This window comes from Streptomyces sp. CA-251387 (assembly GCF_050936625.1).
GTDB lineage: Bacteria > Actinomycetota > Actinomycetes > Streptomycetales > Streptomycetaceae > Streptomyces.
On the sequence record NZ_JBNJMJ010000001.1, the window covers coordinates 2,681,545 to 2,702,684 of the forward strand.

The following is a 21,140-nucleotide window of genomic DNA, read 5'->3' on the forward strand; positions in this document are numbered from 1 at the left end:
AGGCGACCGAGCCAGACATTCGGCACCCCAGCCGCAATCGACGACTCGAAACCCCGCCCCGCCCAGGAAGCCCACATATGAGACTCCTCCGCCCCCACCCCGCACCCCCACCGCCCGCGAAGCCCGGCGACATCCTCGCGGAGGCCGCCAACCTCCACGTCCGCCTCGGCCCCCGCGAGGTGCTCCACGGCGTCGACCTGACCGTCCGCGCCGGCGAGGTCCTCGCCCTCGTCGGCCCCAACGGCGCGGGAAAGTCCACCCTGTTGAGCGCCCTGGCCGCCGACCTCCCGGCCGCCGCGGGTGTCGTACGGATCCACGGCCGCCCGGCGACCGACTGGTCCCCCGCCGAACTCGCCCTGCGTCGCGCGGTTCTGCCGCAGTCGGCGACGCTGTCCTTCCCCTTCGCCGTGGCGGACGTCGTACGGATGGGCCGCGCACCCCACGTCTCCTCGCCCGCGGAGGACGACCTCGCCGTGGCCGAGGCGATGGCCGCCACCGAGGTGACCGCCTTCGCCGTACGGCCGTTCTCCGCGCTCAGCGGCGGGGAGCGGGCCCGCGTGGCGCTCGCCCGGGTGCTCGCCCAGCGCGCCCCGCTGCTGCTGCTCGACGAGCCGACGGCGGCGCTGGACCTGCGGCATCAGGAGCTGGTGCTGAGGGTGTGCCGGGAGCGGGCGCGGGCCGGGGACGCGGTGGTCGTCGTACTGCACGATCTGGGGCTCGCGGCGGCCTACGCACACCGGGTCGCGCTACTGTGCGCCGGCCGGGTCGCGGCCGGGGGTCCGCCGGCCGAGGTCTTCGAGGAGCGGCTGCTGTCGGACGTCTACCAGCAGCCGGTCGAGGTGTTCCCGCATCCGCGGACCGGGGCCGTCCTGATCACCCCGAAACGGCTCGCTTGACCGCCCCTTGACCGGACCATGGGGGCTGTTTTGAGCCTCCGTGATCAAGCTGTGCTCGTACGCCGTCGATGAGAGAAGCTTCACTGGACGTACCGGTTTTGGTGAGGTAAGCCTCAGATAAGTTTGGGGAATCTCACCTTATCTGTGTGCCCGCTAGGTACCTCCTTGGAGCCGAAATGCGCCCCTTCAGACTGTCCGCCGTCGTCGCCGCCACGACCGTGGCGGCGTTCACCGCCGTCACCGGCTGCACCGAGAAAGGCAGTTCGGAGGGCGGCGACCGCGTCATCAACGTGACCGCGACGGACGACAAGTGCGAGGTGTCGAAGAAGGAGTTCCCGGCCGGGCACGTCGAGCTCGCCATCGAGAACAAGGGCTCCAAGGTCACCGAGGTCTACATCCTCTTCCCGGACGACCGCATCGTCACCGAGCGCGAGAACATAGGCCCCGGCACCAAGCAGACCGTCACCGCCGAGGTGAAGGCGGGCAATTACACGATCGCCTGCAAGCCCGGTATGAAGGGCGACGGCATCCGCCAGACCGTCAAGGCCACCGGCGGGGGCGCCGCCGCCAAGCGCGACCCGCGGCTGGACAAGGCCGTCGCCGCCTATCGCGAGTACGCACAGGAGCAGGCCGACCAGACCCTGCCGCTCGCCGAGACCTTCGCCAAGGCGGTCAAGGACGGCGACATCGAGGCCGCGAAGAAGGCCTACGCCCCCTCCCGCATCGGCTGGGAGCGCACCGAGCCGGTCGCCGAGTTCTTCGGCGACATCGACCCGAAGGTCGACGTCCGCGAGGACGGCCTGGAGGCCGGCCAGGACCCGGAGAAGGACTGGACCGGCTGGCACCGCCTGGAGCGCTCGCTCTGGAAGGACAAGAAGATCGGCGACCGGGAGAAGGAGCTCGCCGACCAGCTGATCACCGACCTGAAGGACTGGCAGGGGCGGGTCGGCAAGGCCGAGATCACCCCGACCTCCATGGCCAACGGCGCCAAGGAGCTGCTCGACGAGGTCGCCACCGGCAAGGTCACCGGCGAGGAGGAGCGTTACTCGCACACCGACCTGGTCGACTTCAAGGCCAACGTCGAGGGCGCGCAGAAGGCGTACGAGCTGCTGAAGCCGGTCGCCAAGGAGAACGACCAGGCGCTGGTCACCGAGCTCGACAAGCAGTTCGCCGCGCTGAACACGCTGCTCGACAAGTACCGCGCGGACAAGAACTCGTACGACTTCGTCTCCTACGACAAGGTCACCGAGGCCCAGCAGAAGGAGCTGTCGGACGGCGTCAACGCCCTTGCGGAGCCGCTGTCCAAGCTCGCCGCCGCCGTCGCGAAGTAACCGGGAGCCCAAGCCATGACGGACACGGACAGCAGCCCGAAGGCACCCACGGACACGGACAGCGGCCCGACGGCACCCACCCGGCGCGCGCTGATCGGCTGGGGCGGTGCGGGCCTGGCGCTCGGGGCCGCCGCGGCCGGCGGTACGGTCGCCATGACCCGCACCGGCAACGACGTGGACCCGGCCGGCGCCGCGACGGGCGCCGCGGTCGCCTTCCACGGCACGCACCAGGCCGGCATCGCCACCCCGGTGCAGGACCGGCTGCACTTCGCCGCGTTCGACGTGAAGACCGACGACCGGGCCGCGTTCGTGCAGATGCTCAAGGACTGGACGGCGGCCGCGCGCCGGATGACCGCCGGGCAGGCGGTCGGCGAGGGCGCGTACGGCGGTCTGGCCGAGGCGCCGCCGGACGACACCGGTGAGGCGCTGGGGCTGAAGCCGTCACGGCTGACCCTCACCATCGGGTTCGGTCCGTCGCTGTTCGAGAAGTTCGACCTCGCCGGCCGGCGGCCCGAAGCCCTCGTCGATCTGCCGCACTTCGCCGGTGACAACCTCGACAAGAACCGCAGCGGCGGCGACCTGTGCATCCAGGCCTGCGCCGACGACCCTCAGGTCGCCGTGCACGCGATCCGCAACCTGGCCCGCATCGGCTTCGGCAAGGTCGTCATCAAGTGGTCGCAGCTCGGCTTCGGCAAGACGTCGTCGACGACGCCGGAGGAGCAGACGCCGCGCAATCTCATGGGCTTCAAGGACGGCACCCGCAACATCGCGGGCACCGAGACGGACCGGCTGAAGAAGTTCGTGTGGGTGGACGAGAAGGCCGGTCCCGACTGGATGGTGGGCGGCTCGTATCTCGTCGCCCGGCGTATCCGCATGCACATCGAGACCTGGGACCGTACCTCGCTGCAGGAGCAGGAGGACATCATCGGCCGTGACAAGGGCGAGGGCGCCCCGGTCGGCAAGGCCAAGGAGCGCGACGAGCCGTTCCTGAAGGCGATGCTGCCCACCGCGCACGTCCGGCTCGCACACCCCGACTCCAACCACGGGGCGACGATCCTGCGCCGCGGCTACTCCTTCACCGACGGCACCGACGGCCTGGGCCGCCTGGACGCGGGCCTGTTCTTCCTGGCGTACCAGAACGACGTCCGCAAGGGCTTCATCCCGATCCAGCGCAACCTGGCCACGGACACGCTCAACGAGTACATCCAGCACGTGGGTTCGGCGGTCTTCGCCGTCCCGCCCGGCGTCCGCGACAAGGACGACTGGTGGGGCAGCACGCTGTTCTCCGAGGAGGCGTAAGGGACCGTGTTCTCCAACTATCTGATCGGTCTGCGCGAGGGCCTGGAAGCCAGCCTCGTCGTCTGCATCCTCATCGCCTACCTGGTGAAGACGGGCCGGCGGGACGCGCTGAAGCCGATCTGGATCGGCATCGGCGTCGCGGTCGCGCTCGCCCTCGGTTTCGGCTGCGCCCTCGAATTCGGCTCCCAGGAGCTGACGTTCGAGGCGCAGGAGGCGCTCGGCGGCTCCCTGTCGATCCTCGCGGTGGGCCTGGTGACGTGGATGGTGTTCTGGATGCGGCGCACCGCCCGGCACCTGAAGTCCGAGCTGCACGGAAAGCTGGACGCCGCCCTGCAGATGGGCACGGGTGCGCTGGTCGCGACGGCGTTCCTGGCAGTGGGCCGGGAGGGTCTGGAGACGGCCCTGTTCGTGTGGGCGTCGGTGCGGGCGGCCGGCGACGGCACCCCGCGCCCGCTGATCGGCGTCGCGCTGGGCATCGCCACGGCGATCGTCCTGGGCTGGCTGTTCTACCGCGGTGCCCTGCGCATCAACCTCGCCAAGTTCTTCACCTGGACCGGCGGCATGCTGGTCGTCGTGGCGGCGGGCGTGCTGGCGTACGGCTTCCACGACCTGCAGGAAGCGCGCTGGGTGCCGGGCCTGAGCAACAAGGCCTTCGACATCAGCGACACCATCGATCCGTCCAGCTGGTACGGCACCCTGCTGAAGGGCGTCTTCAACTTCCAGCCGGACCCGACCGTCCTCCAGGTCACGGTGTGGCTGCTGTACCTGATCCCGACGCTCGCGCTGTTCCTGGCCCCGGTAGGGTTCGCCTCCGGGAAGGGGAAGGTGAAGGGACCTGATGAGCAGGGAACGCGGCCCTCGAAGGCTCCGCAGGCTTGACCGGAGCGTACTGATTGCGGCGTCGGTGACCGCTTTGTCGTTGACGGCGAGCGGATGCGTGGTGGTCCACGGGGAGAGGGAGATTCTCCCCTCGGCCACCAAGGCGGAGGCCGCCAAGGCGCTCCAGCAGTTCACTACCGCGTACAACAAGGCCGAGAAGGCCTACGACATCTCCCTGGAGGCCGATCACGTCTCCGGCGCGCTCAGCGACATACTCGAGGCGCGGCTGAAGGCGAGCAAGGCGACCAGTCCCGGCGGCAATCCGTCGTACACCCCGCTGGAGCTGTCGGACGCCAAGTTCACGATCCCGAAGAAGGCGGGCTGGCCGCGCTGGTTCGTCGCGGACGCGGCCGCCAACAAGGGGGGCAGCGCGCGCTGGGTCTTCGTGTTCAGCCGCAACAGCCTGTCCGAGCCGTGGGAGGCGACGTATCTGACCCTGATGGCCCCCGGCGACGTACCGAAGTTCAGGACGGACAAGGACGGCTGGGCCGAGGCGGTCCCGGCGAACTCGGCCGAACTGGCCGTGGCGCCGGCGGACTTGAGCAAGGCGTACGCGAACTACCTCAAGAACGGCGGGAACACCTTCGCGGACGGCCTGAACACCAGCAAGTGGCGCGCGGACCGGGCGAAGGAGGCCAAGAAGCCGGGCCTGGTCAGGCAGTACATCGACGAGCCGAGGACGAACGGCGACTACGCGCCGCTGGCACTGCGCACCGCGGACGGTGGCGCGCTGGTGTTCTTCACCACGCATCACTTCGAGAAGCAGACGGCCTACACCGGCACCACGCTCGTCGCGCCGAACAAGGCCGTGGAGGCCCTGACGGAAGGCGAGATCAAGCAGTCGCTGACGATGGAGATCGTCTCCAACGAGGCGGCGCTGACCCCGAAGAAGGGCGCCGGGAAGGTGGACGTCCTCGGCCGGATTCAGGGACTGACGTCGGCGAAGGGCGAGTAGCGCGGGGCTCCTGCGCAGTTCAGCTGCCTGCTACGGCAGCTCAGTGACGCAGGGGCCAGCCCGCGGGGACGTGGTCGGGCTCCTCGCCGACGTAGCGGGCGCAGGCGTCGGTGAGGACTTCCAGCAGGGTCAGCGGGTCGGGCAGCGGGTGTTCGAGCCCGCGTACCCAGTGCACGTTCTGTCCCTCGCCGGGCAACTGCGCGGGAGGTACGAGGACATACGAGCCCCGGCAGTGCCAGCGCAGTCCCGGGTGCTCGTCCATGGTCTCGGGGTGGCAGTCCAGCTCACAGGGCCACCACTCGTCCTCGTCCTCGGGGGTGCCGCGGGTGAGGGTGAAGAACAGCAGCCGGCCGTCGTCGCTCTCGGCGACGGGCCCGACCTCGATCCCCGCGCCGAGCAGCCGCTCCAGCGCCTCGCGCCCGGCCTCCAGCGGCACGTCGAGCACGTCGTGGACCATGCCGGTCGCGGTGATGAAGTTGGCCTGCGGCTGATGGCGGGCCCAGCGCTCGATCTGGGCGCGGTCGGTGGTGGACTGCGTCTGCCAGGCGAAGGACACCGGGTGCCGGGCGGGCGTGGGACAGCCGACGCGGTCACAGGAACATCGGTAACCGGGGGCGGGGTGCGCGGCGGGCGCGAGCGGCAGACCCGCTCCGGCGGCGGCCAGCAGCAGGGCCTCACGACCGCCGTCGTCCGCGGCGGCGTCCTTCGGGCGGCGTCCACGCAGCCACTGGGAGAGTTTGCCCTGCAGGCCGGTCCGGCCGCCCAACTCCGCGCTCATCTATCCCCTCGCCTCGCTGTCGTGCGGAACAGCATGCCCTATGGTCCCACCATCGTGCGCCCCGGGGGGCCGTAGCGGACAACCGGGCCAGGTGGGGCGAGGTGATACACAGCACCTTGATCAGGGGTAATGAGCTGCTTTGGCGGGATTTACCCCCCTACCGTGCGCCTGCGCGTGCCCCCTATCGCGCCCGGGCCGCGATGCCGTGGAGGGCGTAGTCGACGAGGGTGTCGGTGTACTCGTACGAGATCGGTCCCGTGCGCTGGAGCCAGCGCTGGGCGAGGGGGGAGACGAAGAGCTCCAGGGCGATGCGCGGGTCGACCTCGGGGCGTACGCCCCCCGCCGCCTGCGCGGCGCGCAGCCGCTCGATGTACAGGTCGAGCGAGGGCTGCAGGAGCTTGGCGACGAGCTCCCGGCCGAACTGCTCGTCCACCACACCCTCCGCGGCCAGGGCCCTGGACGGGGCCTCGAACCGAGGGTCCTTCAACTCGTCGACGGTGGCACGCAGGACACCCTTGAGATCGGCGGCGAGGTCTCCGGTGTCCGGGAAGACGTGGGGCTCCTGGCCCAGGTCCCGCGAGGCCTGCTCGGCGAGATCGAGGAACGCCTCCATCAGCACGTCCGCCTTCGACGACCACCACCGGTAGATCGTCTGCTTGCCGACGCCGGCGCGGGCGGCGATGCCCTCGACGGTGGTCCTGGGGTAGCCGACTTCTGCGACGAGGGCGAGGGCGGCGTCGTAGATGGCGCGACGGGACCTCTCGCTGCGGCGGGTGGCGTTGGGGGCGGACTTCTGGGCTTCCATGGGCCGAATTTATCAGGTTGACAAGACGCAGCGTCTCGCTGAAACCTTGAGACATCGGCGCACGAGACGATACGTCTCGTACCAGATGGATGGTGAAAGGAGTTCAAGATGGCCCGAAGCGGAGCCGGAAACATGCTGGGAGTCGGCGGGACGCGACGGAACCTCGGCCGGAAGGCGCTGCGCGGCGGTGGGCAAGGCGGCCGGATCGGTGCCGGGACCGACGCCCAGACCCAGAAGAAGGAGCTGTTGCGCAGGCTTCAGGAGAAACGACTCCAGGAGAGACGGCAGGGCGGAGCGACGTCCGACGAGTCGTCGTGACAGTACTGGATTGCCCTGGGTGGCTTAGATGGCCTGGGCTTCCTGGTCCTCGGCCGGGGGCCAGGCGTCTCCCCACTCCGCATCCCGGGCCGCCTTGTAGAGGTCGCCGTGGCGTTTGGTGACCGTGGTGCGGTGCAGGGAGGGTTCCGTCTCGCACAGGTCGAGGAGGACCTGGCCCTTGCGGATCTGGGGTTTGCGGACGATGCGGGCGGGGGCCGGGGTGGCCGGGAGGCGGGTGGCGGCGACGTAGCTGAACTTCTCGTCCTCGTAGGCGAGGGAGCCGCCCTTGATCTGGCGGTGCAGGGAGGAACGGCTGACGCGGGCCGAGAAGTGGCACCAGTCCGTGCCGGGGACGATGGGGCAGGCGGCGCTGTGCGGGCAGGGGGCGGCGACGCGGAAGCCGGCGGTGATCAGGTGGTCGCGGGCCTCGATGACGCGGGTGTAGCCGTCGGGGGTGCCGGGTTCGACGATCACGACGGTCCGGGCGGCGGACGCGACGGTGTCGAGGAGAGCGGTGCGGTCGGGGGCGGTGAGCTCGTTGAGGACGTAGGAGACGGTGACGAGGTCGGTGGGGTCGAGGGTGAGTGCCGAGCCGATCCGGGCGCGGTGCCAACGGGCGTCCTTCAGGGCCGGGTTGGCGGCGGCGATCTCCCTGCCGATCGCGAGGGCGGGCTCGGCCCAGTCCAGCACGGTGACGCTGCGCTCGCCGGGCCAGGTCGCGGTGACGGCCCAGGTCGCGGCGCCGGTTCCGCCGCCGATGTCGGTGTGGCTGGTGGGGGTCCATGCCGGTACGGCCGCCGCGAACGCCTCCAGTGCCGCGTGGACCGCCTCGAAGGTGGCGGGCATCCGGTAGGCGGCGTAGGCGGCCACGTCGGCTCGGTCGCGGAGGATCGGGGCGTCGGTGGGGGTGGCGCCCCGGTAGCTGGCGATCAGCCGGTCGACGGCCTGGGCGGCCTGGCGGGGTGGGAGGCCGTCGAGGAGGGTGGCGAGACTGCTGCGGAGGGCGTCTGCCGGGGATGCGGGGGCGTTCACTCGCCGATTCTACGAGGCGCTTGCGAACCAGGGGCTCCGCCCCTGGACGAGGCCCCTTCAGGGCCGAAGCGGGGGTCTGGGGGCGGCAGCCCCCAGGGACGGGACGGTTAGGGGCGGCGGGGGCGTAACACCTTGCGGCCCGCTACAGGCCCCGCACCGCCCGCGCCACCCGCGTCCCCGCCCGTGCCCTCGGCCCGTTGTCCGGCGTCCGCCTGCGCGGATGCACCGTGTTCGCCAGCAGCACCAGGAACGTGTCCGTCGCCGGATCCACCACCAGCGACGTCCCCGTGAAACCCGTGTGCCCCGCCGCTCCCCGCCCCGCCAGCTCCCCCATGAACCGCGGCTGGTCGACCGCGAACCCCAGCCCGGGCGGGGTCAGGAGCAGTTCCACGAAGTCGGGGCCGAGGATGCGCGCGGGGCCGTACGCGCCGCCCGAGAGCAGGGCGCGGGAGAAGACCGCCAGGTCCCGGGCCGTCGAGAACAGTCCCGCGTGGCCCGCCACCCCGCCCAGCGCCCATGCGTTCTCGTCGTGGACGACACCCCTCAGCATTCCCCGGTCCGCCTTGGCCCAGGGACGCCGCTGGTCCTCGGTCGCCGCCGCACCGGGGCACGGGCCGAAGCGGGTCGCGGTCATGCCGAGGGGGCGGGTGATGCCGTCGTGGATCAGGACGTCGAGGGCGCGGCCCGTGATGCGTTCCAGCACGTGTTGCAGCAACAACAGGTTCAGGTCCGAGTAGCAGTACGTACCGGGAACCCCCACCGGCGGCTCCGCGCGCAGCAGCTCCAGGCGCTCCGCGTCGTCCGCGCAGTCGTACAGCGGGAGTTCGGGCCGCAGCCCCGAGGTGTGGGTGAGCAGCTGGCGCACGGTGATGTCGTGCCGGGCGGCCGCCCGGAAGTCCGGCAGATACGCCCCGACCCGCGCGTCGATGCCGAGCGTGCCGCGCTCGATCTGCTGCACCGCGGCCACCGAGGTGAAGAGTTTCGTGAGGGAGGCCAGGTCGAAGGGGGTGGCCGTGGTCATCGGAACGCGTGCGGCGGGCGGCAGCTCCACCCCCGCGTCGGTCTCCTCGTCGTAGGACGCGTACCGCACCGCCCAGCCCGCCGCCTCCTCGACGGCGACGTACGGCCCCCGCCCGACGACCAGCACCGCTCCGGCCGCCCAGGGGCGGGAGCCGGTGGTGAGGTCGTGGACCTCGCGGACGAGGTGACGGATCTCCTCGGGGTCGAGTCCGGCCCTTTCCGGCGTGTCCCCGCGCAGTCTCGGCGCGCTCAGCTGTCTGCTCCCTCCGCACCCACAGGTCCATCCGTACGTCCATCCGCACGTCTGTTCCAAGGACGGCACATTCCCATGAAGCACGCCAGCGCCACCAGTGCTGCCGCCAGTTGGACGACGGCCATCGGAACGGCGGTGTCCTCCCCGGCGATGCCCACGAGCGGCGAGGCGATCGCGCCGACGAGGAAGGAGGACGTGCCGAGGAGCGCGGAGGCCGATCCGGCGGCGTGCTTGGTGCGCAGCAGGGCCAGGGACTGGGCGTTGGGGAGCGCCACCCCCATCGCGGACATCAGGACGAACAGCGCAGCGGCGACCGGAGCCAGCCCGACCTCGCCGAAGACGCCGACGGACATCAGCAGCAGCGCCGTCGCCGCGAGGATCACCACCGCCAGGCCCGCGCCCAGCACCCGGTCCAGGCTGACCCGTCCCACCAGCAGCTTGCCGTTGATCTGGCCGACGACCACCAGCCCGACCGAGTTGAGCCCGAACAGCAGGCTGAAGGTCTGCGGCGAGGCCCCGTAGATCTCCTGGATCACGAACGGCGACGCCGATATGTACGCGAACAGCGCGGCGAAGGCGAACCCGCCGGCCAGCATGTACCCGGCGAAGGCCCCGTCGGCGAGCAGACCGCGCATGGCGCGCAGGGCCTCGCCGACCCCGCCGCTGTGCCGGTCGGCCGCCGGGAGTGTCTCGGGGAGCCTCCGCCAGACGAGCCCGGCGAGCAGCACCCCGACGACCGTGAGCACGACGAACACGCCGCGCCAGTCCGTCACCCGCAGGATCTGCCCGCCGATGAGCGGCGCCACGATCGGGGCGACCCCGGAGATCAGCATGAGGGTCGAGAAGAAGCGGGCCATGGCCACGCCGTCGTAGAGGTCGCGTACGACGGCCCGCGCGATCACGATCGCCGCCGCGCCCGCGAGGCCCTGCGCCAGCCGGAAGGCGACCAGGAACTCGACGGTGGGCGCGAGCGCGCAGAGCGCCGTGGCGACGACGTACACCGCGAGGCCCGCCAGGAGCGGGCGCCTGCGGCCCCATCGGTCGCTCATCGGGCCGACCACCAGCTGCCCGAGTGCCATGCCGGCCAGGCAGGCGGTGAGCGTGAGCTGGACGGTCGCGGCGGGCGCGTGCAGGGAGCGGGTGACCTCCGGGAGCGCCGGGAGGTACATGTCCATCGACAGCGGGGGTGTGGCGGTGAGGCCGCCCAGGACGAGGGTGACGAGGAGGCCGGTGCGGCGGAGGGAGCGGGTGGGCGGTCGCGCTGTCTTCGGTGTGGGCGGTTGCGCTGTCCTCGGTGTGGCCGACTGCTCCGTCGTCGGTGCGGCCGGCTGCGGTATGGCCGGCTGCGGCACGTCCTGTGCCGGCCCCCCACGGTCGCCCATGCGCCCCTCCCTCTCCGAGTGATCCGCCCTCTATGCTCTCAGCTCGTACAGAGTGCCGAGCGTCACATGTGCTGACATGAGCGAGGGGTGGGGCCGCGGTGGCGGAACGCAGCGTGCGGTGGGGGATCCTGGCGACCGGCGGGATCGCGGCCGCGTTCACGGCGGACCTCGTCGATCTGCCCGACGCCGAGGTGGTCGCGGTGGCCTCGCGCAGACAGGACTCCGCGGACGCGTTCGCGGAGCGGTTCGGGATACCGCGGGCGTACGGCGACTGGGCCGCGCTCGCGCAGGACGACGACATCGATGTCGTGTACGTCGCCACCCCGCACTCGGCTCACCGCGCGGCCGCGGGCCTGTGCCTGGAGGCCGGGCGGAACGTGCTGTGCGAGAAGGCGTTCACGCTGAACGCGCGCGAGGCCGAGGAACTGGTCGCCCTGGCGAAGGCGCGCGGGAGCTTCCTGATGGAAGCCATGTGGATGTACTGCAATCCCGTGGTCCGGCGACTCAAGGCGCTGGTGGACGACGGCGTGATCGGCGAAGTACGCCATGTCCAGGCCGACTTCGGGCTGGCAGGCCCCTTCCCGCCCTCGCACCGCCTCCGCGACCCCGCGCAGGGCGGCGGCGCCCTGCTGGACCTGGGCGTGTACCCGGTGTCCTTCGCCCAGCTGCTGCTCGGGGAGCCGTCGGACGTCTCGGCGCGCGCGACGCTGTCCGCGGAGGGCGTCGACCTGCAGACGGGAGCCCTGCTCTCCTGGGACGGCGGCGCGATGGCCTCGGTGCACTGTTCCATCGTCGGCGGTACGGCGACGTCCGCCTCCGTCACCGGCTCGCAGGGCCGTATCGACGTGCCGTCCGGCTTCTTCTTCCCGGACCGCTTCGTGCTGCACCGCGACGGCCGTGACCCGGAGGAGTTCACGGCCGACCCGGCGGACGGGCCCCGCAACAGCCTGCGGCACGAGGCCGCCGAGGTGATGCGGGCCCTGCGGGCCGGGGAGACGGAGTCCCCGCTGGTCCCGCTGGACGGCACGCTGGCCGTGATGCGGACGCTCGACGCGATCCGGGACCGCGTCGGCGTCCGCTACCCGGGCGAGGCCCCCGACGAGGACCTGGCGCCCGAGCTCACGCCTGCTTGAGCCCCGGCGCCCCCGCCTCCGTCACGAAGGACGCGGCCGTCGTGACCGGCGCCCCGGGCCTGGTCACGTACGGCACCGTCTTGAAGTCGGCCCGCGCCTGGTCCTCCCCCAGCGCGACGGTCACATAGCCGCGCCGCCCGTTGTAGAACCTCATGTGCGGGTTGGCCTGCATGTACGTGTCCCAGTTGGCGGGCTTGTCGATGCCGTCCCGGCCGCTCGCGACGGACGTGGCCACGATCTCCGTGCCGAGGGTGGCGGAGTCGGGGTCGTCGAAGTCGTCCTTGATGTCGAAGCAGTAGCCGACGTGCACGTCCCCGGTGAGCACCATCAGGTTCTCGATGCCGGCGGCCTTCGCCCCGTCCAGCACCCGGCGCCGGGAGGCGCGGTAGCCGTCCCAGGCGTCCATCGACACCCGGGACGGCGTGGTGAGGTCGAACTTCCGCTGGGAGAAGGTGACCTGCTGCGGTACGACGTTCCACAGCGCCGTGGACTCGCGCCACCCGTCGAGCAGCCAGCGCTCCTGGGTCTCGCCGGTCATGGTGCGCGCCGGGTCGTCGGCGTCCGGTCCGGGGATCTGGGCGCCGTCTCCGTACGCCTGGTTGGAGCGGTACTGCCGGGTGTCCAGCACGTCGAACTGGGCGAGCCGGCCCCACCGCAGGCGCCGGTAGAGCTGCATGTCGGGGCCGGTGGGCTGCTGGGGGCTGCGCAGGGGCTGGTTCTCCCAGTAGGCGCGGTAGGCGGAGGCCCGGCGCAGCAGGAACTCCTCCGGCGGGACGTTGTTCTCGGGGGTGTCGTCGGCGTAGTTGTTCTCGGTCTCGTGGTCGTCCCAGGTGACGACGAACGGGTGCGCGGCATGCGCGGCCCTGAGGTCGGGGTCGGTCTTGTAGAGGGCGTAGCGCAGGCGGTAGTCCTCCAGGGTCACCGTCTCGCGGTTGAAGAGCGCGGGGAGCGTGCGGTCGGTGTAGTTGCGGTAGCCGCCGACGGAGTTGACCGCGTACTCGTACAGGTAGTCGCCGAGGTGGAAGACGACGTCCACGTCGTCCTGCGCGAGATGGCGGTACGGCGTGTAGTAGCCGTCGGTGTACGCCTGGCAGGAGACGGCCGCGAGGGTCAGCGAGCTCGCCGAGGCGTTTGCCGCGGGCGCCGTTCGGGTGCGGCCCGTCTGGCTGATCCAGCTGCCGGTGCGGAAGCGGTAGTAGAAGACGCGGTCCGCGTCGAGCTGGTCGACCTCGACGTGGACCGTGTGGTGGAACTCGGGGTGCGCGGTGGCGGTGCCGCGTCTGGCGATCCGGCTGAACTTCTCGTCGTGCGCCAGCTCCCAGTGGACGGTGACCCGTTCGGCGGGCAGTCCGCCGTCGGGCTGGTACGGGGCGGGGGCGAGGCGGGTCCACAGGACGACGGAGCCGGGCAGCGGGTCGCCGGAGGCGACGCCGAGGGTGAAGGGGTCGTCGTCGATCTTGCGGGCGTCGAGCTCTGCGGCGCTCGCGGCGCCCGCGGCGGGCAGGTTGACGGCGAAGGCGAGCGCGGCGGCCGCGCCGGTGAGGGTCAGGAAACGGCGGCGGCCGATATGGCGGGCGGCGGCGCGTAGTTCGGGGGCGTGCTGGGGCGCGTGTGGTGTGATGGTCATACGGTCCTCCCCTGCCTGATGGATGCATGAGGCATTGGAGTGGCCGGGGACGACACTCGCTTGGCGCGTACACAACACCCGGATGGCGGACGCATGAGTTCCGGATGGCGGACCCTCGCCTAACCTGCCGTCCCATGAATGACAGGCAAACGGACACGAGGATCGCCGTGGTGACCGGCGCGGGCTCCGGCATCGGGCGCGCGGTCGCCGTGGAACTGCTGCGCGCGGGGTGGTCGGTGGCGCTGGCGGGGCGGCGCGTGGAGACGCTGGAGGAGACGGCAGCGCTGGTGCCGGGCAGCGCCGCGCTCGCCGTACGGGCGGACGTGTCACGGCAGGAGGACGTGGCGGCCCTGTTCGCCGCCACCGTGGAGCGGTTCGGGCGGGTGGACCTGTTGTTCAACAACGCGGGGACGTTCGGGCCGGGCGGGGTGCCGGTCGAGGAGCTGTCGTACGACGCCTGGCGGCATGTGGTGGACATCAACCTCAACGGGGCGTTCCTGTGCGCGCAGGCGGCGTACCGGCAGATGAAGGAGCAGGACCCGCAGGGCGGCCGGATCATCAACAACGGCTCGATCTCGGCCCACACGCCCCGCCCGCGCTCGGTGGCCTACACGGCGACCAAGCACGCCCTGACCGGCCTGACCAAGTCGCTGTCGCTGGACGGGCGGCCGTACCGCATCGCCGTCGGCCAGATCGACATCGGCAACGCGGCGACCGACATGACCGCGCGCATGCAGACGGGCGCGCTTCAGGCCGACGGCTCGGTGGTGCCCGAGCCCGTGATGGACGTCGCCGACGTGGCACGGACCGTGCGGCACATGGCGGAGCTGCCGCTGGAGGCGAACGTGCAGTTCGCGACGGTACTGGCGACGGCGATGCCGTACGTGGGGCGCGGCTGAGGTTCCCGCCGCCCTACCGTCACCTCCACAACTTGCACAAGCGGAATATGAAGTTCCGCAGCATCGCGGCCGGTGGGCGGCATATGCTCAACTTCGCCTGCACCAGAGCTTCACATTTGAAGCCGATAGATTCCGCAAGCCATACCGAGGGGGGATGCGGCAGCCGTTCCACGATCACCGGGTGGGGGTGGACTTCGCGCGGGACCGCGAGGTACGCACCGGTGCGTGGAACGGCTGCCGCACAGTCGGTACGGCGGTGCTCAACGACCCAGGATCCGGTCGACCTCGGTCATCTGCTCGGCCGTGAGCGGTCCCTTCTCCAGCGCCCCCGCGTTCTGCTCGGCCTGAGCGACGGAGCGGAACCCCGGAATCGGTACGGTGCGCGCGCTGCGGGCCCACAGCCACGCGAGGGCGCCCTGGCCGAGCGTGCGGCCGTCGCTGGTGAGGATGTCCTTGAGCGCGTCGACGCGGGCGACCCACTCGGGGTCGGCGCCCGATCCGTCCTCGAAGCCCTGCAGCCACTGCGGCGGCCGGCTGCGGATGTCCCCGGCCTCCAGGGCCTGCCCGGTCCTGCGCTTGCCGGTCAGCAGGCCCATCGCCAGGGGGCTGCGGTTGATGCTCGCCAGCTCCAGTTCCTCGACCAGCGCGAACATCTCCGGCGCGTCCTGGAGCACATTGGCCGCGTGCTGTACGGCCGCACAGTGCTCCCCTTGCGCGAAGACGGCGGCGCGGGCCGGGTCGTCGGTGCTCCACGCGTAGGCCCGGATGAGCCCTTCGCGCACCAACTCCTCGCAGACGTCACGTAGTTCGGCGGCGCGCTCCGGGTCGGCGTCGGACAGGTGCAGCTGATAGAGGTCGACGTGGTCGGTGTCCAGCCGCTTCAGCGAGGCGGTCAGCGCCCGGCGCACGTACTCCGGGGAGTCGTCGGCGCCGGTGAGGGTGCGGGTCTCCTCGTCGAAGACGTTGCCCCACTTGGTGGCGACGACGACATCGGCGCGGCGCTTGCCGAGGGCGCGGCCGAGGACGCGTTCGCTGTGGCCGGCACCGTAGGTGTCCGCGGTGTCGAAGAAGGTGACGCCCAGGTCGAGGGCGCGCCGGACCGCCCGTACCGACTCCTCGTCGTCGACCTTGCCCCAGCCGAGCGGCTGCCCGTCCGCCGCCTGCCACTCACCGCCGATGGCCCAGCAGCCGAAGCCGAGAGCGCTTACCGCGATGCCGGTCCGTCCCAAAGTCCTCTTGGTCTCCATGAGGTGGGACGTTAGGGGTTGGAGTGCACACGAAGGCAAGGCCCTTGAGTGAACTTCCTGAAAGCGATTACGCCTGACCGGTCTCGAAGCGGGAGATCCTGCCGTCCTCCTCGACCTCGAAGTGCCACCGGGTGCGCATCTCGCCCCAGGTGTCGTTGCGGTAGCTGGCGAGGAGGTCGCGGCCGTGGTTCGACTCGTTGTCGACCTCCATGTGGCCGTTGGAGGAGAAGATCTCCGCTTCGATCCAGTCGGCGAGGTCGCGGTCGGTGCCGTCGTCCGCCATGGTCGCGCCCGGCGCGAGGATGCTCAGGAAGCCCTCGCGGTCGTGGGCGTTGACGGCGGTGACGAAGGCGCGGACGGCGGGGTCGCTGAGTTTGGACGTCTGAATCGTCATACCGGTCAGCCTCACACCGGCCCCGGCGGCCCGCCACCCGAACGGCGGCGACGGGAGGCCGGGCGGGTGTCGTCGGTGCGACGGTGGATACGCGGGAGGGGATCTGGTCCTGCTGTCCGAACCGCTGTGTGTTCCTGCTCTCTGTCCGGGAGGCATTGTGAGCGCTTATGACCGACGTGATCTGGGGCTGTTGCTGCTCCGGCTGGGTGCCGGCGGGGTGCTGGCCGCGCACGGCGCGCAGAAGCTGTTCGGCTGGTTCGGCGGGCACGGCATCCAGGGGACCGGCCAGTTCATGGAGTCGGTCGGCTACAAGCCGGGCAAGGCCAGTGCCGTGGCGGCGGGCCTCGCGGAGACCGGTGGCGGCACGCTGCTGGCGCTGGGGCTGGCGACCCCGGCGGCGGGTGCGGCGGCGGCCGGCGGAATGGCGGGCGCGGCCACGGTGCACGCCCCGAACGGCTTCTTCAACCAGGAGGGCGGCTTCGAGTACGCGGCCACCCTGGGCCTCGCCGCGGCCGGCCTCGCGATCGCGGGCCCCGGCCGCCTCTCCCTGGACCACGCGCTCGGCCATGTCCTCGACCGCGGCTGGATGGTGCCGACGGCCCTCGCGGCGACGGCCGCCGCGACGGCGCTGGTGGTGGGCGCGCGGAACAGGAGGCTGGACAAGCCGGAGAAGGACGAGGGAGCGGCCGGGTTCGAGGGCCAGGAGTCCTTGTTCGGGGAGTAGGCGGCCCGTTCCGGGCGCCTGAGCACATCGGGTCCGGTTCGGCAGCGCCGTGGAGGTGCGCGAGGCTGTGTCGATATGCGGCTCCGCCGGGTGGGCGCGACCGGCCACGATGGTGCCGCGGCCGACCCACGACCTGTCGCGGCACTCACAGCGGAGCACCCGGCGTCAGCCGCAGCACCGTCCCCTCCCCGCCCCGGCCGCGCCGCCACACCCGCCCCGGCACCAGGTCGGCGATGTACATCGAGCCGTCCGCGCCGAAGGCGAGGTCGTCCGGCGACTGGACGGGACCGTCCATCGGGACGACCACCTCGACGTCCCCGGAGGCCGGGTCCACGGCACTGATCTGCCCGGCGAGGAACTGGGGGACGTACAGCCGCCCGTCGGGCCCGAACGCGACGCCGTTGGAACCCCACGACCGGTTCGGCGGGTTGAGCCGCTCCACAGTCCAACGCGCGCTGTGTGCACGCCGGTTGCCTGTGACGTCGTATCTGCTCGACCGCACGGCGCTCATGCCCCGTCCTCCACGCGTACGTCGCTCATGCCGCCCTCCGCCCGCCAGCGCCGCAGCAGCTCGTGGAAGGCGACCGGGCCGTCGCCGTACGACTCGCTGCGCTCCCTCGGTCGGCCCTCGTTGCTGGAGCCGACCGCCGAGGCGCACGCCTACGCGGACGTCCCGACCCAGTCGGTCGGCGGGTCGTCCCAGACGTGCCGCCCGAGCTGCTCCTTGGACAGCACGCGTTCGGCGTTGACCAGCAGACAGCGCAGCAGCCGGTACTCCGCGGGCGTGAGCTCGATGGTGCGCTCACCGCGGCGGGCCAGGTGGGTGGCGTCGTCCAGGACGAGGTCGCCGTAGCGCAGGGCGCCGTCCCATCCCGCGAGCTCGCCTCCCCTGACCAACTGGCGTGCCCGGGCGAGGACTTCGGCCACTCGGCCCGGGGTGCCCCCCGGTCGCCCGTCCGTGCAGGGGCCGCCGCCGGGGAGGCTGCCGAGGAACTCGCCGGTCCCGGTGAGCAGCAGGACGGCCGGTCGGGGGCGAGGAGACGGCGACTGTGCCGGAGCGCGTCGGTGTCCGGCAGTGTCACATCGAGGATGACCAGATCGAACCGGCGCTCGGCGAGCGCGGTGGTGGCCTCGGTGCCGCGGTCCACCGCGCGACGGTGCGGTATCCGGCGAGCTCCAGCAGCGCGGAGAGCGGCTCGCAGGTGCGGGGATCGCCGAGGACGAGCAGGACGTCCGGTACCGCGTCGGTCGACGGCGGCTTCGGCATACGGCCACGAGTTGGCGGCCCTTACGTCCAGGGCGTGGCGACGAGCCGGATCCTCGCGTCACCGCCGACGAGACGGGCCGTGGTCTCGGGCAGTTTGATGTGCGCGACCCAGCGGCCGGGAGCGGGGTCCTCGTCGGAGCGGGGTGCTCCGGCGACACGGTGATCGCGGATGGCGCCTTCGATCTCCGAGTTCCAGGCGGCCCAGATGCCGGGGCCGGCCTGAGGTGTGCCCACGTCGATGACGAGGGTGTCGGCGAAGTCGGCGCTCTGCTCCAGGTGGTCGCGGAAGCTGAGGATGCCGTGCCGCTCGCGCAGGGAGATGAGCCGCAGGTCGAGCATGAACCGCATGGGCTCGTCCGTGGACTGGCGCAGGCCGCTGTTGAGGAAGGTGGTCGCCAGCGACACCGACGCCCCCGGCCCGTCCTTGGCGGCATCGAGCTGGATCGGGCACCAGTGGGCGGCGAGCTGCTCGTGCATCACCACGGGCAGCCCGCGCACCGACAGCGTCGCCTCGGCCTGCCACACGAGATCGTCGTCGTCGGGCAGCCGGTAGTCGACCAGCGACGCCTCGATGCGGGTGTCCCCGAACAGGAACCGCCGCAGGTTCTGGTAGCCCTCCTCGGAGTTGACCATGCCGTAGCGCCCGCTGTGGCTGCGGTGCACGAAGGACCGGTGCGCGCCCGGGACATACGCCCGCTCGATCTGCACGAGCCCGTCGCTGTGCGGGCCGACGGCGGCGGAGGACATCCCCAAGGCGACGTCGTAGTCGGCCGGGTCGGTGCCCACCAGGCAGAAGACCCGCTCGATGGGCAGCTTCCCCGGGCCCTGGGGCATGACCCGGGCGTCCCATCCTTTGGGCGGGCCGTCGGGGTCCAGGTCGGCCTTCGGGGTGAGGTACTCGTACATCCGCCGGGGGCCGAAGATGTCGGCGCCCTGGATGCCGAGGGCGTCCCGGGCCCGCTCCATCCATCCGCCCCCGATGTCGAAGGTGATGCCGCCGTGCGGAGTGCCGTACGTGAAGAACTTCGCGACGCAGTCGGCGTCACGCCCCAGGTCCGGCAGCACCTTCTGCAGCAGGCAGCGGCAGATCAGGCCGCCCATCGAGTGGGCCACGAGGATCACGGCGGGCGCGCCGGACTTCTCGCGCAGCCGGTCGATCAGGTCGAGCAGGTCGGCGGCTGCGTGCTCCAGCACGTACTCCTGGGGCTCGCCGCCCCATGTCGTCGCCGAGCGGTCGTAGAAGCGGTGGACCCAGATGGAGTTGGCGGGGATCTCCGCATGTTCGGCGAGATAGGTCTCCTGATTGCCCTTCACGAGCAGCTCGTAGCCCTCCTCCCGCAGCAGGCGCAGCAGCGGGCTCTCGAACTGGTGGAAGCGCGGCTGGTTGTGCGCGCCGACGCGGACGTGCACGGACCCCTCGTTGAAGCCGTAGAAGGGGTCGTCCACGGCCTTGTTGATCCCGCTCGTTCCGCCGGCGAAGCCCCGGACATAGACGAGGGGGAGTCTGCGGTTGTCGTCCACGCCTTGCCTCCAAGCACCGGGGTCTCCTTCTCCTGCCTAGAGCAAGTCCGGAACTCCGGCCTCCAGGAACAGCCCGGACGGGTGATGTGCCGGGTCGGGCGGGGTTCGGCCGGCCGGGGTGGGAGCTTTCACCCGTCGGGAGCAGGTTGCCTGGTGGTGCGGGCCGCGGTCGTGTCGTACTGGAGTTCACGAGGGAGGTCAGGGAGGCCCGGATGTGGGACACGGGGAAGGCCCGGCGCTTCTTCGTGGTGCCCCCGCCTCCCCGCTCCGGCGGCAGAGCCAACCTCGCGCCCTGGCGGGAGCTGCCGCTGACGGTCATCTCCCGGATGAGAACCCAGCTCGCGAAGGAGGAATGCCGCGCCGTGGGCGACGCCGACGGCCGACGGCAGGCCGGGCTCGAAGGAGTGAAGCGGCATCTCCAGGAAGCCGAGGAAGCGTGCCTGAACGCATCGCGGTTCCGGCCCAGATCCGGCACCCTCGAACGCGCCTGGTCGAACATCCGCGCCGCCGAGACCGATCTGCTCTCCCTCGCTTCCGACGACGAGGTGCGGGCGAGAACCCCCGAGGTCCTGGGCATCGTGCGCCGCCAGCTGCCGGAGGACAGCCCCCAGCGGCAGGCCGTCGAGGAGATCGCCGGGAACGTCGAAGCCGGCGACGGGCCGCTCACGGACCAGGAGCGGAGCGCACTGGTCAGGGCCCTCGGTTTCGCCCACGCGGCGCTGGGCGGCAAGTACCGGCGGGTGCGCGTCCTTGCGGACCTGCTCTGGATCGTCACGGGGGCGGCGACGCTGGGACTGGTCGCGCTGGCCCTGTGGGGCTACTTGGACAAGCAGTCCCTGGATCTGTGCTTTCGCCCCCAGCCACCCGGAAACCGGGTCGTCTGCCCCACCGGCGAACACAAGGTCGAGGGCCTGCCTCCGACGGCCGAGGCCCCCGCCGTCACGGATGTCGCCACCGGCACGTACTCCAGCACGCTGGACGTACTGACCGTGGAGTGCGCGGGGCTCATCGGAGCGGCCCTGACCGTGGTCGCGGCGGTGCACCGGCTCCACGTGGACCAGGCCACGCAGTACAAGTTCCGCCTGCCGCTCGCCACGGCTGTGCTGAAGTTCCCCGTGGGCGCGCTGTCCGCGGTGGCCGGAATCGTGCTCATCAAGGGGGCTTTCGTACCCGGCCTGAGCGACCTCGACAGCTCCGCGCAGATCCTCGGCTGGGCGGTCGTCTTCGGAGCGGCCCAGCACCTGGTCACCCACATCGTCGACCAGCGGGCGGAGGAGGCGCTGAGCGGCGTGCGGAGACCGCCTTAGAAGACGTCTCAGCCGGGGCGGGCAAGAGGCGGGAACGGCAAGCCGACGGGGGTGTTCGGGTCGGCAAGGCGGG

General features: G+C 71.5%; 21 protein-coding genes and 1 pseudogene. 10 read left to right on the forward strand and 12 right to left on the reverse strand.

The genetic code is table 11. The features are described 5' to 3' along the window. The first annotated feature begins 77 nt into the window (after nt 1–77). From ACQEV2_RS11975 to ACQEV2_RS11995, 5 genes are all read left to right on the forward strand, one after another. The gene (locus tag ACQEV2_RS11975; RefSeq protein WP_433039326.1) at nt 78–896 is read left to right on the forward strand and encodes a heme ABC transporter ATP-binding protein; all 819 of its coding nucleotides are present in this window, start codon (nt 78–80) and stop codon (nt 894–896) included. Between the two features lie 176 nt (nt 897–1,072). After that, nucleotides 1,073–2,227: an iron uptake system protein EfeO gene (efeO, locus tag ACQEV2_RS11980; protein WP_433039327.1), complete on the forward strand. Its 1,155-nt coding sequence runs from the start codon at nt 1,073–1,075 to the stop codon at nt 2,225–2,227. Nucleotides 2,228–2,242: 15 nt separating this feature from the next. After that, entirely contained in the window at nt 2,243–3,526 is a 1,284-nt protein-coding gene (gene efeB / locus ACQEV2_RS11985; protein ID WP_433039328.1) for an iron uptake transporter deferrochelatase/peroxidase subunit, read from the forward strand. Nucleotides 3,527–3,532: 6 nt separating this feature from the next. Further along, nucleotides 3,533–4,405: an iron uptake transporter permease EfeU gene (efeU, locus tag ACQEV2_RS11990; protein ID WP_433039329.1), complete on the forward strand. Its 873-nt coding sequence runs from the start codon at nt 3,533–3,535 to the stop codon at nt 4,403–4,405. Then, complete coding sequence (locus ACQEV2_RS11995) at nt 4,365–5,360, forward strand: hypothetical protein (RefSeq protein WP_433039330.1); 996 nt, start codon at nt 4,365–4,367, stop codon at nt 5,358–5,360. Before efeU ends, ACQEV2_RS11995 begins: the two co-directional genes overlap by 41 nt. A gap of 40 nt (nt 5,361–5,400) precedes the next feature. Here ACQEV2_RS11995 and ACQEV2_RS12000 read toward each other — a convergent pair whose 3' ends face one another. Together ACQEV2_RS12000 and ACQEV2_RS12005 are read right to left on the reverse strand one after the other, a co-directional pair. Then, nucleotides 5,401–6,138 (reverse strand): bifunctional DNA primase/polymerase, encoded by a 738-nt coding sequence (locus tag ACQEV2_RS12000; protein WP_433039331.1) that lies wholly within the window; start codon nt 6,136–6,138, stop codon nt 5,401–5,403. Nucleotides 6,139–6,319: 181 nt separating this feature from the next. Beyond that, complete coding sequence (locus ACQEV2_RS12005; protein WP_433039332.1) at nt 6,320–6,943, reverse strand: TetR/AcrR family transcriptional regulator; 624 nt, start codon at nt 6,941–6,943, stop codon at nt 6,320–6,322. 108 nt (nt 6,944–7,051) lie between these two features. On the opposite strand from ACQEV2_RS12005, the gene ACQEV2_RS12010 reads away from it, so the two are divergent. After that, complete coding sequence (locus tag ACQEV2_RS12010) at nt 7,052–7,261, forward strand: DUF6243 family protein (RefSeq protein WP_433039333.1); 210 nt, start codon at nt 7,052–7,054, stop codon at nt 7,259–7,261. 24 nt (nt 7,262–7,285) lie between these two features. Here the strand turns inward: ACQEV2_RS12010 and ACQEV2_RS12015 are convergent, their stop codons facing one another. The 3 genes from ACQEV2_RS12015 to ACQEV2_RS12025 all read right to left on the reverse strand — a co-directional run bounded on the left by ACQEV2_RS12015 (nt 7,286) and on the right by ACQEV2_RS12025 (nt 10,948). Then, entirely contained in the window at nt 7,286–8,293 is a 1,008-nt protein-coding gene (locus ACQEV2_RS12015; protein ID WP_433039334.1) for a small ribosomal subunit Rsm22 family protein, read from the reverse strand. 142 nt (nt 8,294–8,435) lie between these two features. Beyond that, nucleotides 8,436–9,635 carry a serine hydrolase domain-containing protein gene (locus ACQEV2_RS12020; protein WP_433039335.1) on the reverse strand — a complete coding sequence of 400 codons (1,200 nt, stop codon included), beginning with the start codon at nt 9,633–9,635 and terminating at the stop codon, nt 8,436–8,438. After that, nucleotides 9,563–10,948 carry a multidrug effflux MFS transporter gene (locus ACQEV2_RS12025; RefSeq protein WP_433039336.1) on the reverse strand — a complete coding sequence of 462 codons (1,386 nt, stop codon included), beginning with the start codon at nt 10,946–10,948 and terminating at the stop codon, nt 9,563–9,565. The genes ACQEV2_RS12020 and ACQEV2_RS12025 overlap by 73 nt, the downstream gene beginning before the upstream one ends. A 98-nt stretch (nt 10,949–11,046) precedes the next feature. Here ACQEV2_RS12025 and ACQEV2_RS12030 point away from each other — a divergent pair, with 98 nt between their 5' ends. Continuing rightward, the gene (locus tag ACQEV2_RS12030) at nt 11,047–12,081 is read left to right on the forward strand and encodes a Gfo/Idh/MocA family protein (protein ID WP_433039337.1); all 1,035 of its coding nucleotides are present in this window, start codon (nt 11,047–11,049) and stop codon (nt 12,079–12,081) included. On the opposite strand, the gene ACQEV2_RS12035 is transcribed toward ACQEV2_RS12030, so the two are convergent. After that, nucleotides 12,068–13,708, reverse strand: coding sequence for an alkaline phosphatase D family protein (locus ACQEV2_RS12035; protein WP_433039338.1), 1,641 nt, complete (start codon nt 13,706–13,708; stop codon nt 12,068–12,070). The genes ACQEV2_RS12030 and ACQEV2_RS12035 overlap by 14 nt on opposite strands. A 134-nt stretch (nt 13,709–13,842) precedes the next feature. Here ACQEV2_RS12035 and ACQEV2_RS12040 point away from each other — a divergent pair, with 134 nt between their 5' ends. Then, the gene (locus ACQEV2_RS12040) at nt 13,843–14,607 is read left to right on the forward strand and encodes an SDR family oxidoreductase (RefSeq protein ID WP_433039339.1); all 765 of its coding nucleotides are present in this window, start codon (nt 13,843–13,845) and stop codon (nt 14,605–14,607) included. Between the two features lie 260 nt (nt 14,608–14,867). Here the strand turns inward: ACQEV2_RS12040 and ACQEV2_RS12045 are convergent, their stop codons facing one another. Both ACQEV2_RS12045 and ACQEV2_RS12050 read right to left on the reverse strand, forming a co-directional pair. Beyond that, on the reverse strand, nt 14,868–15,854 hold the full coding sequence (locus ACQEV2_RS12045) for an aldo/keto reductase (protein ID WP_433039340.1): 987 nt from the start codon (nt 15,852–15,854) through the stop codon (nt 14,868–14,870). 67 nt (nt 15,855–15,921) lie between these two features. Next, on the reverse strand, nt 15,922–16,248 hold the full coding sequence (locus ACQEV2_RS12050; RefSeq protein WP_433039341.1) for a nuclear transport factor 2 family protein: 327 nt from the start codon (nt 16,246–16,248) through the stop codon (nt 15,922–15,924). A 157-nt stretch (nt 16,249–16,405) separates the two neighbouring features. On the opposite strand from ACQEV2_RS12050, the gene ACQEV2_RS12055 reads away from it, so the two are divergent. Next, nucleotides 16,406–16,972 carry a DoxX family membrane protein gene (locus ACQEV2_RS12055; protein ID WP_433039342.1) on the forward strand — a complete coding sequence of 189 codons (567 nt, stop codon included), beginning with the start codon at nt 16,406–16,408 and terminating at the stop codon, nt 16,970–16,972. Nucleotides 16,973–17,156: 184 nt separating this feature from the next. On the opposite strand, the pseudogene ACQEV2_RS12060 reads toward ACQEV2_RS12055, so the two are convergent. The 4 genes and pseudogenes from ACQEV2_RS12060 to ACQEV2_RS12075 all read right to left on the reverse strand — a co-directional run. After that, nucleotides 17,157–17,483 (reverse strand): annotated as a pseudogene (locus ACQEV2_RS12060) (hypothetical protein); the annotation flags it as partial. Nucleotides 17,484–17,632: 149 nt separating this feature from the next. Further along, a complete protein-coding gene (locus ACQEV2_RS12065) occupies nt 17,633–17,899 on the reverse strand; it encodes a winged helix-turn-helix domain-containing protein (RefSeq protein ID WP_433039343.1) in 267 nt (88 codons plus the stop codon). Nucleotides 17,900–18,050: 151 nt separating this feature from the next. After that, the gene (locus tag ACQEV2_RS12070) at nt 18,051–18,239 is read right to left on the reverse strand and encodes a hypothetical protein (RefSeq protein ID WP_433039344.1); all 189 of its coding nucleotides are present in this window, start codon (nt 18,237–18,239) and stop codon (nt 18,051–18,053) included. A gap of 21 nt (nt 18,240–18,260) precedes the next feature. After that, the gene (locus tag ACQEV2_RS12075) at nt 18,261–19,760 is read right to left on the reverse strand and encodes an esterase/lipase family protein (protein ID WP_433039345.1); all 1,500 of its coding nucleotides are present in this window, start codon (nt 19,758–19,760) and stop codon (nt 18,261–18,263) included. A 212-nt stretch (nt 19,761–19,972) separates the two neighbouring features. Here ACQEV2_RS12075 and ACQEV2_RS12080 point away from each other — a divergent pair, with 212 nt between their 5' ends. Continuing rightward, complete coding sequence (locus tag ACQEV2_RS12080) at nt 19,973–21,067, forward strand: hypothetical protein (protein ID WP_433039346.1); 1,095 nt, start codon at nt 19,973–19,975, stop codon at nt 21,065–21,067. The last annotated feature ends 73 nt before the right edge of the window (nt 21,068–21,140 follow it).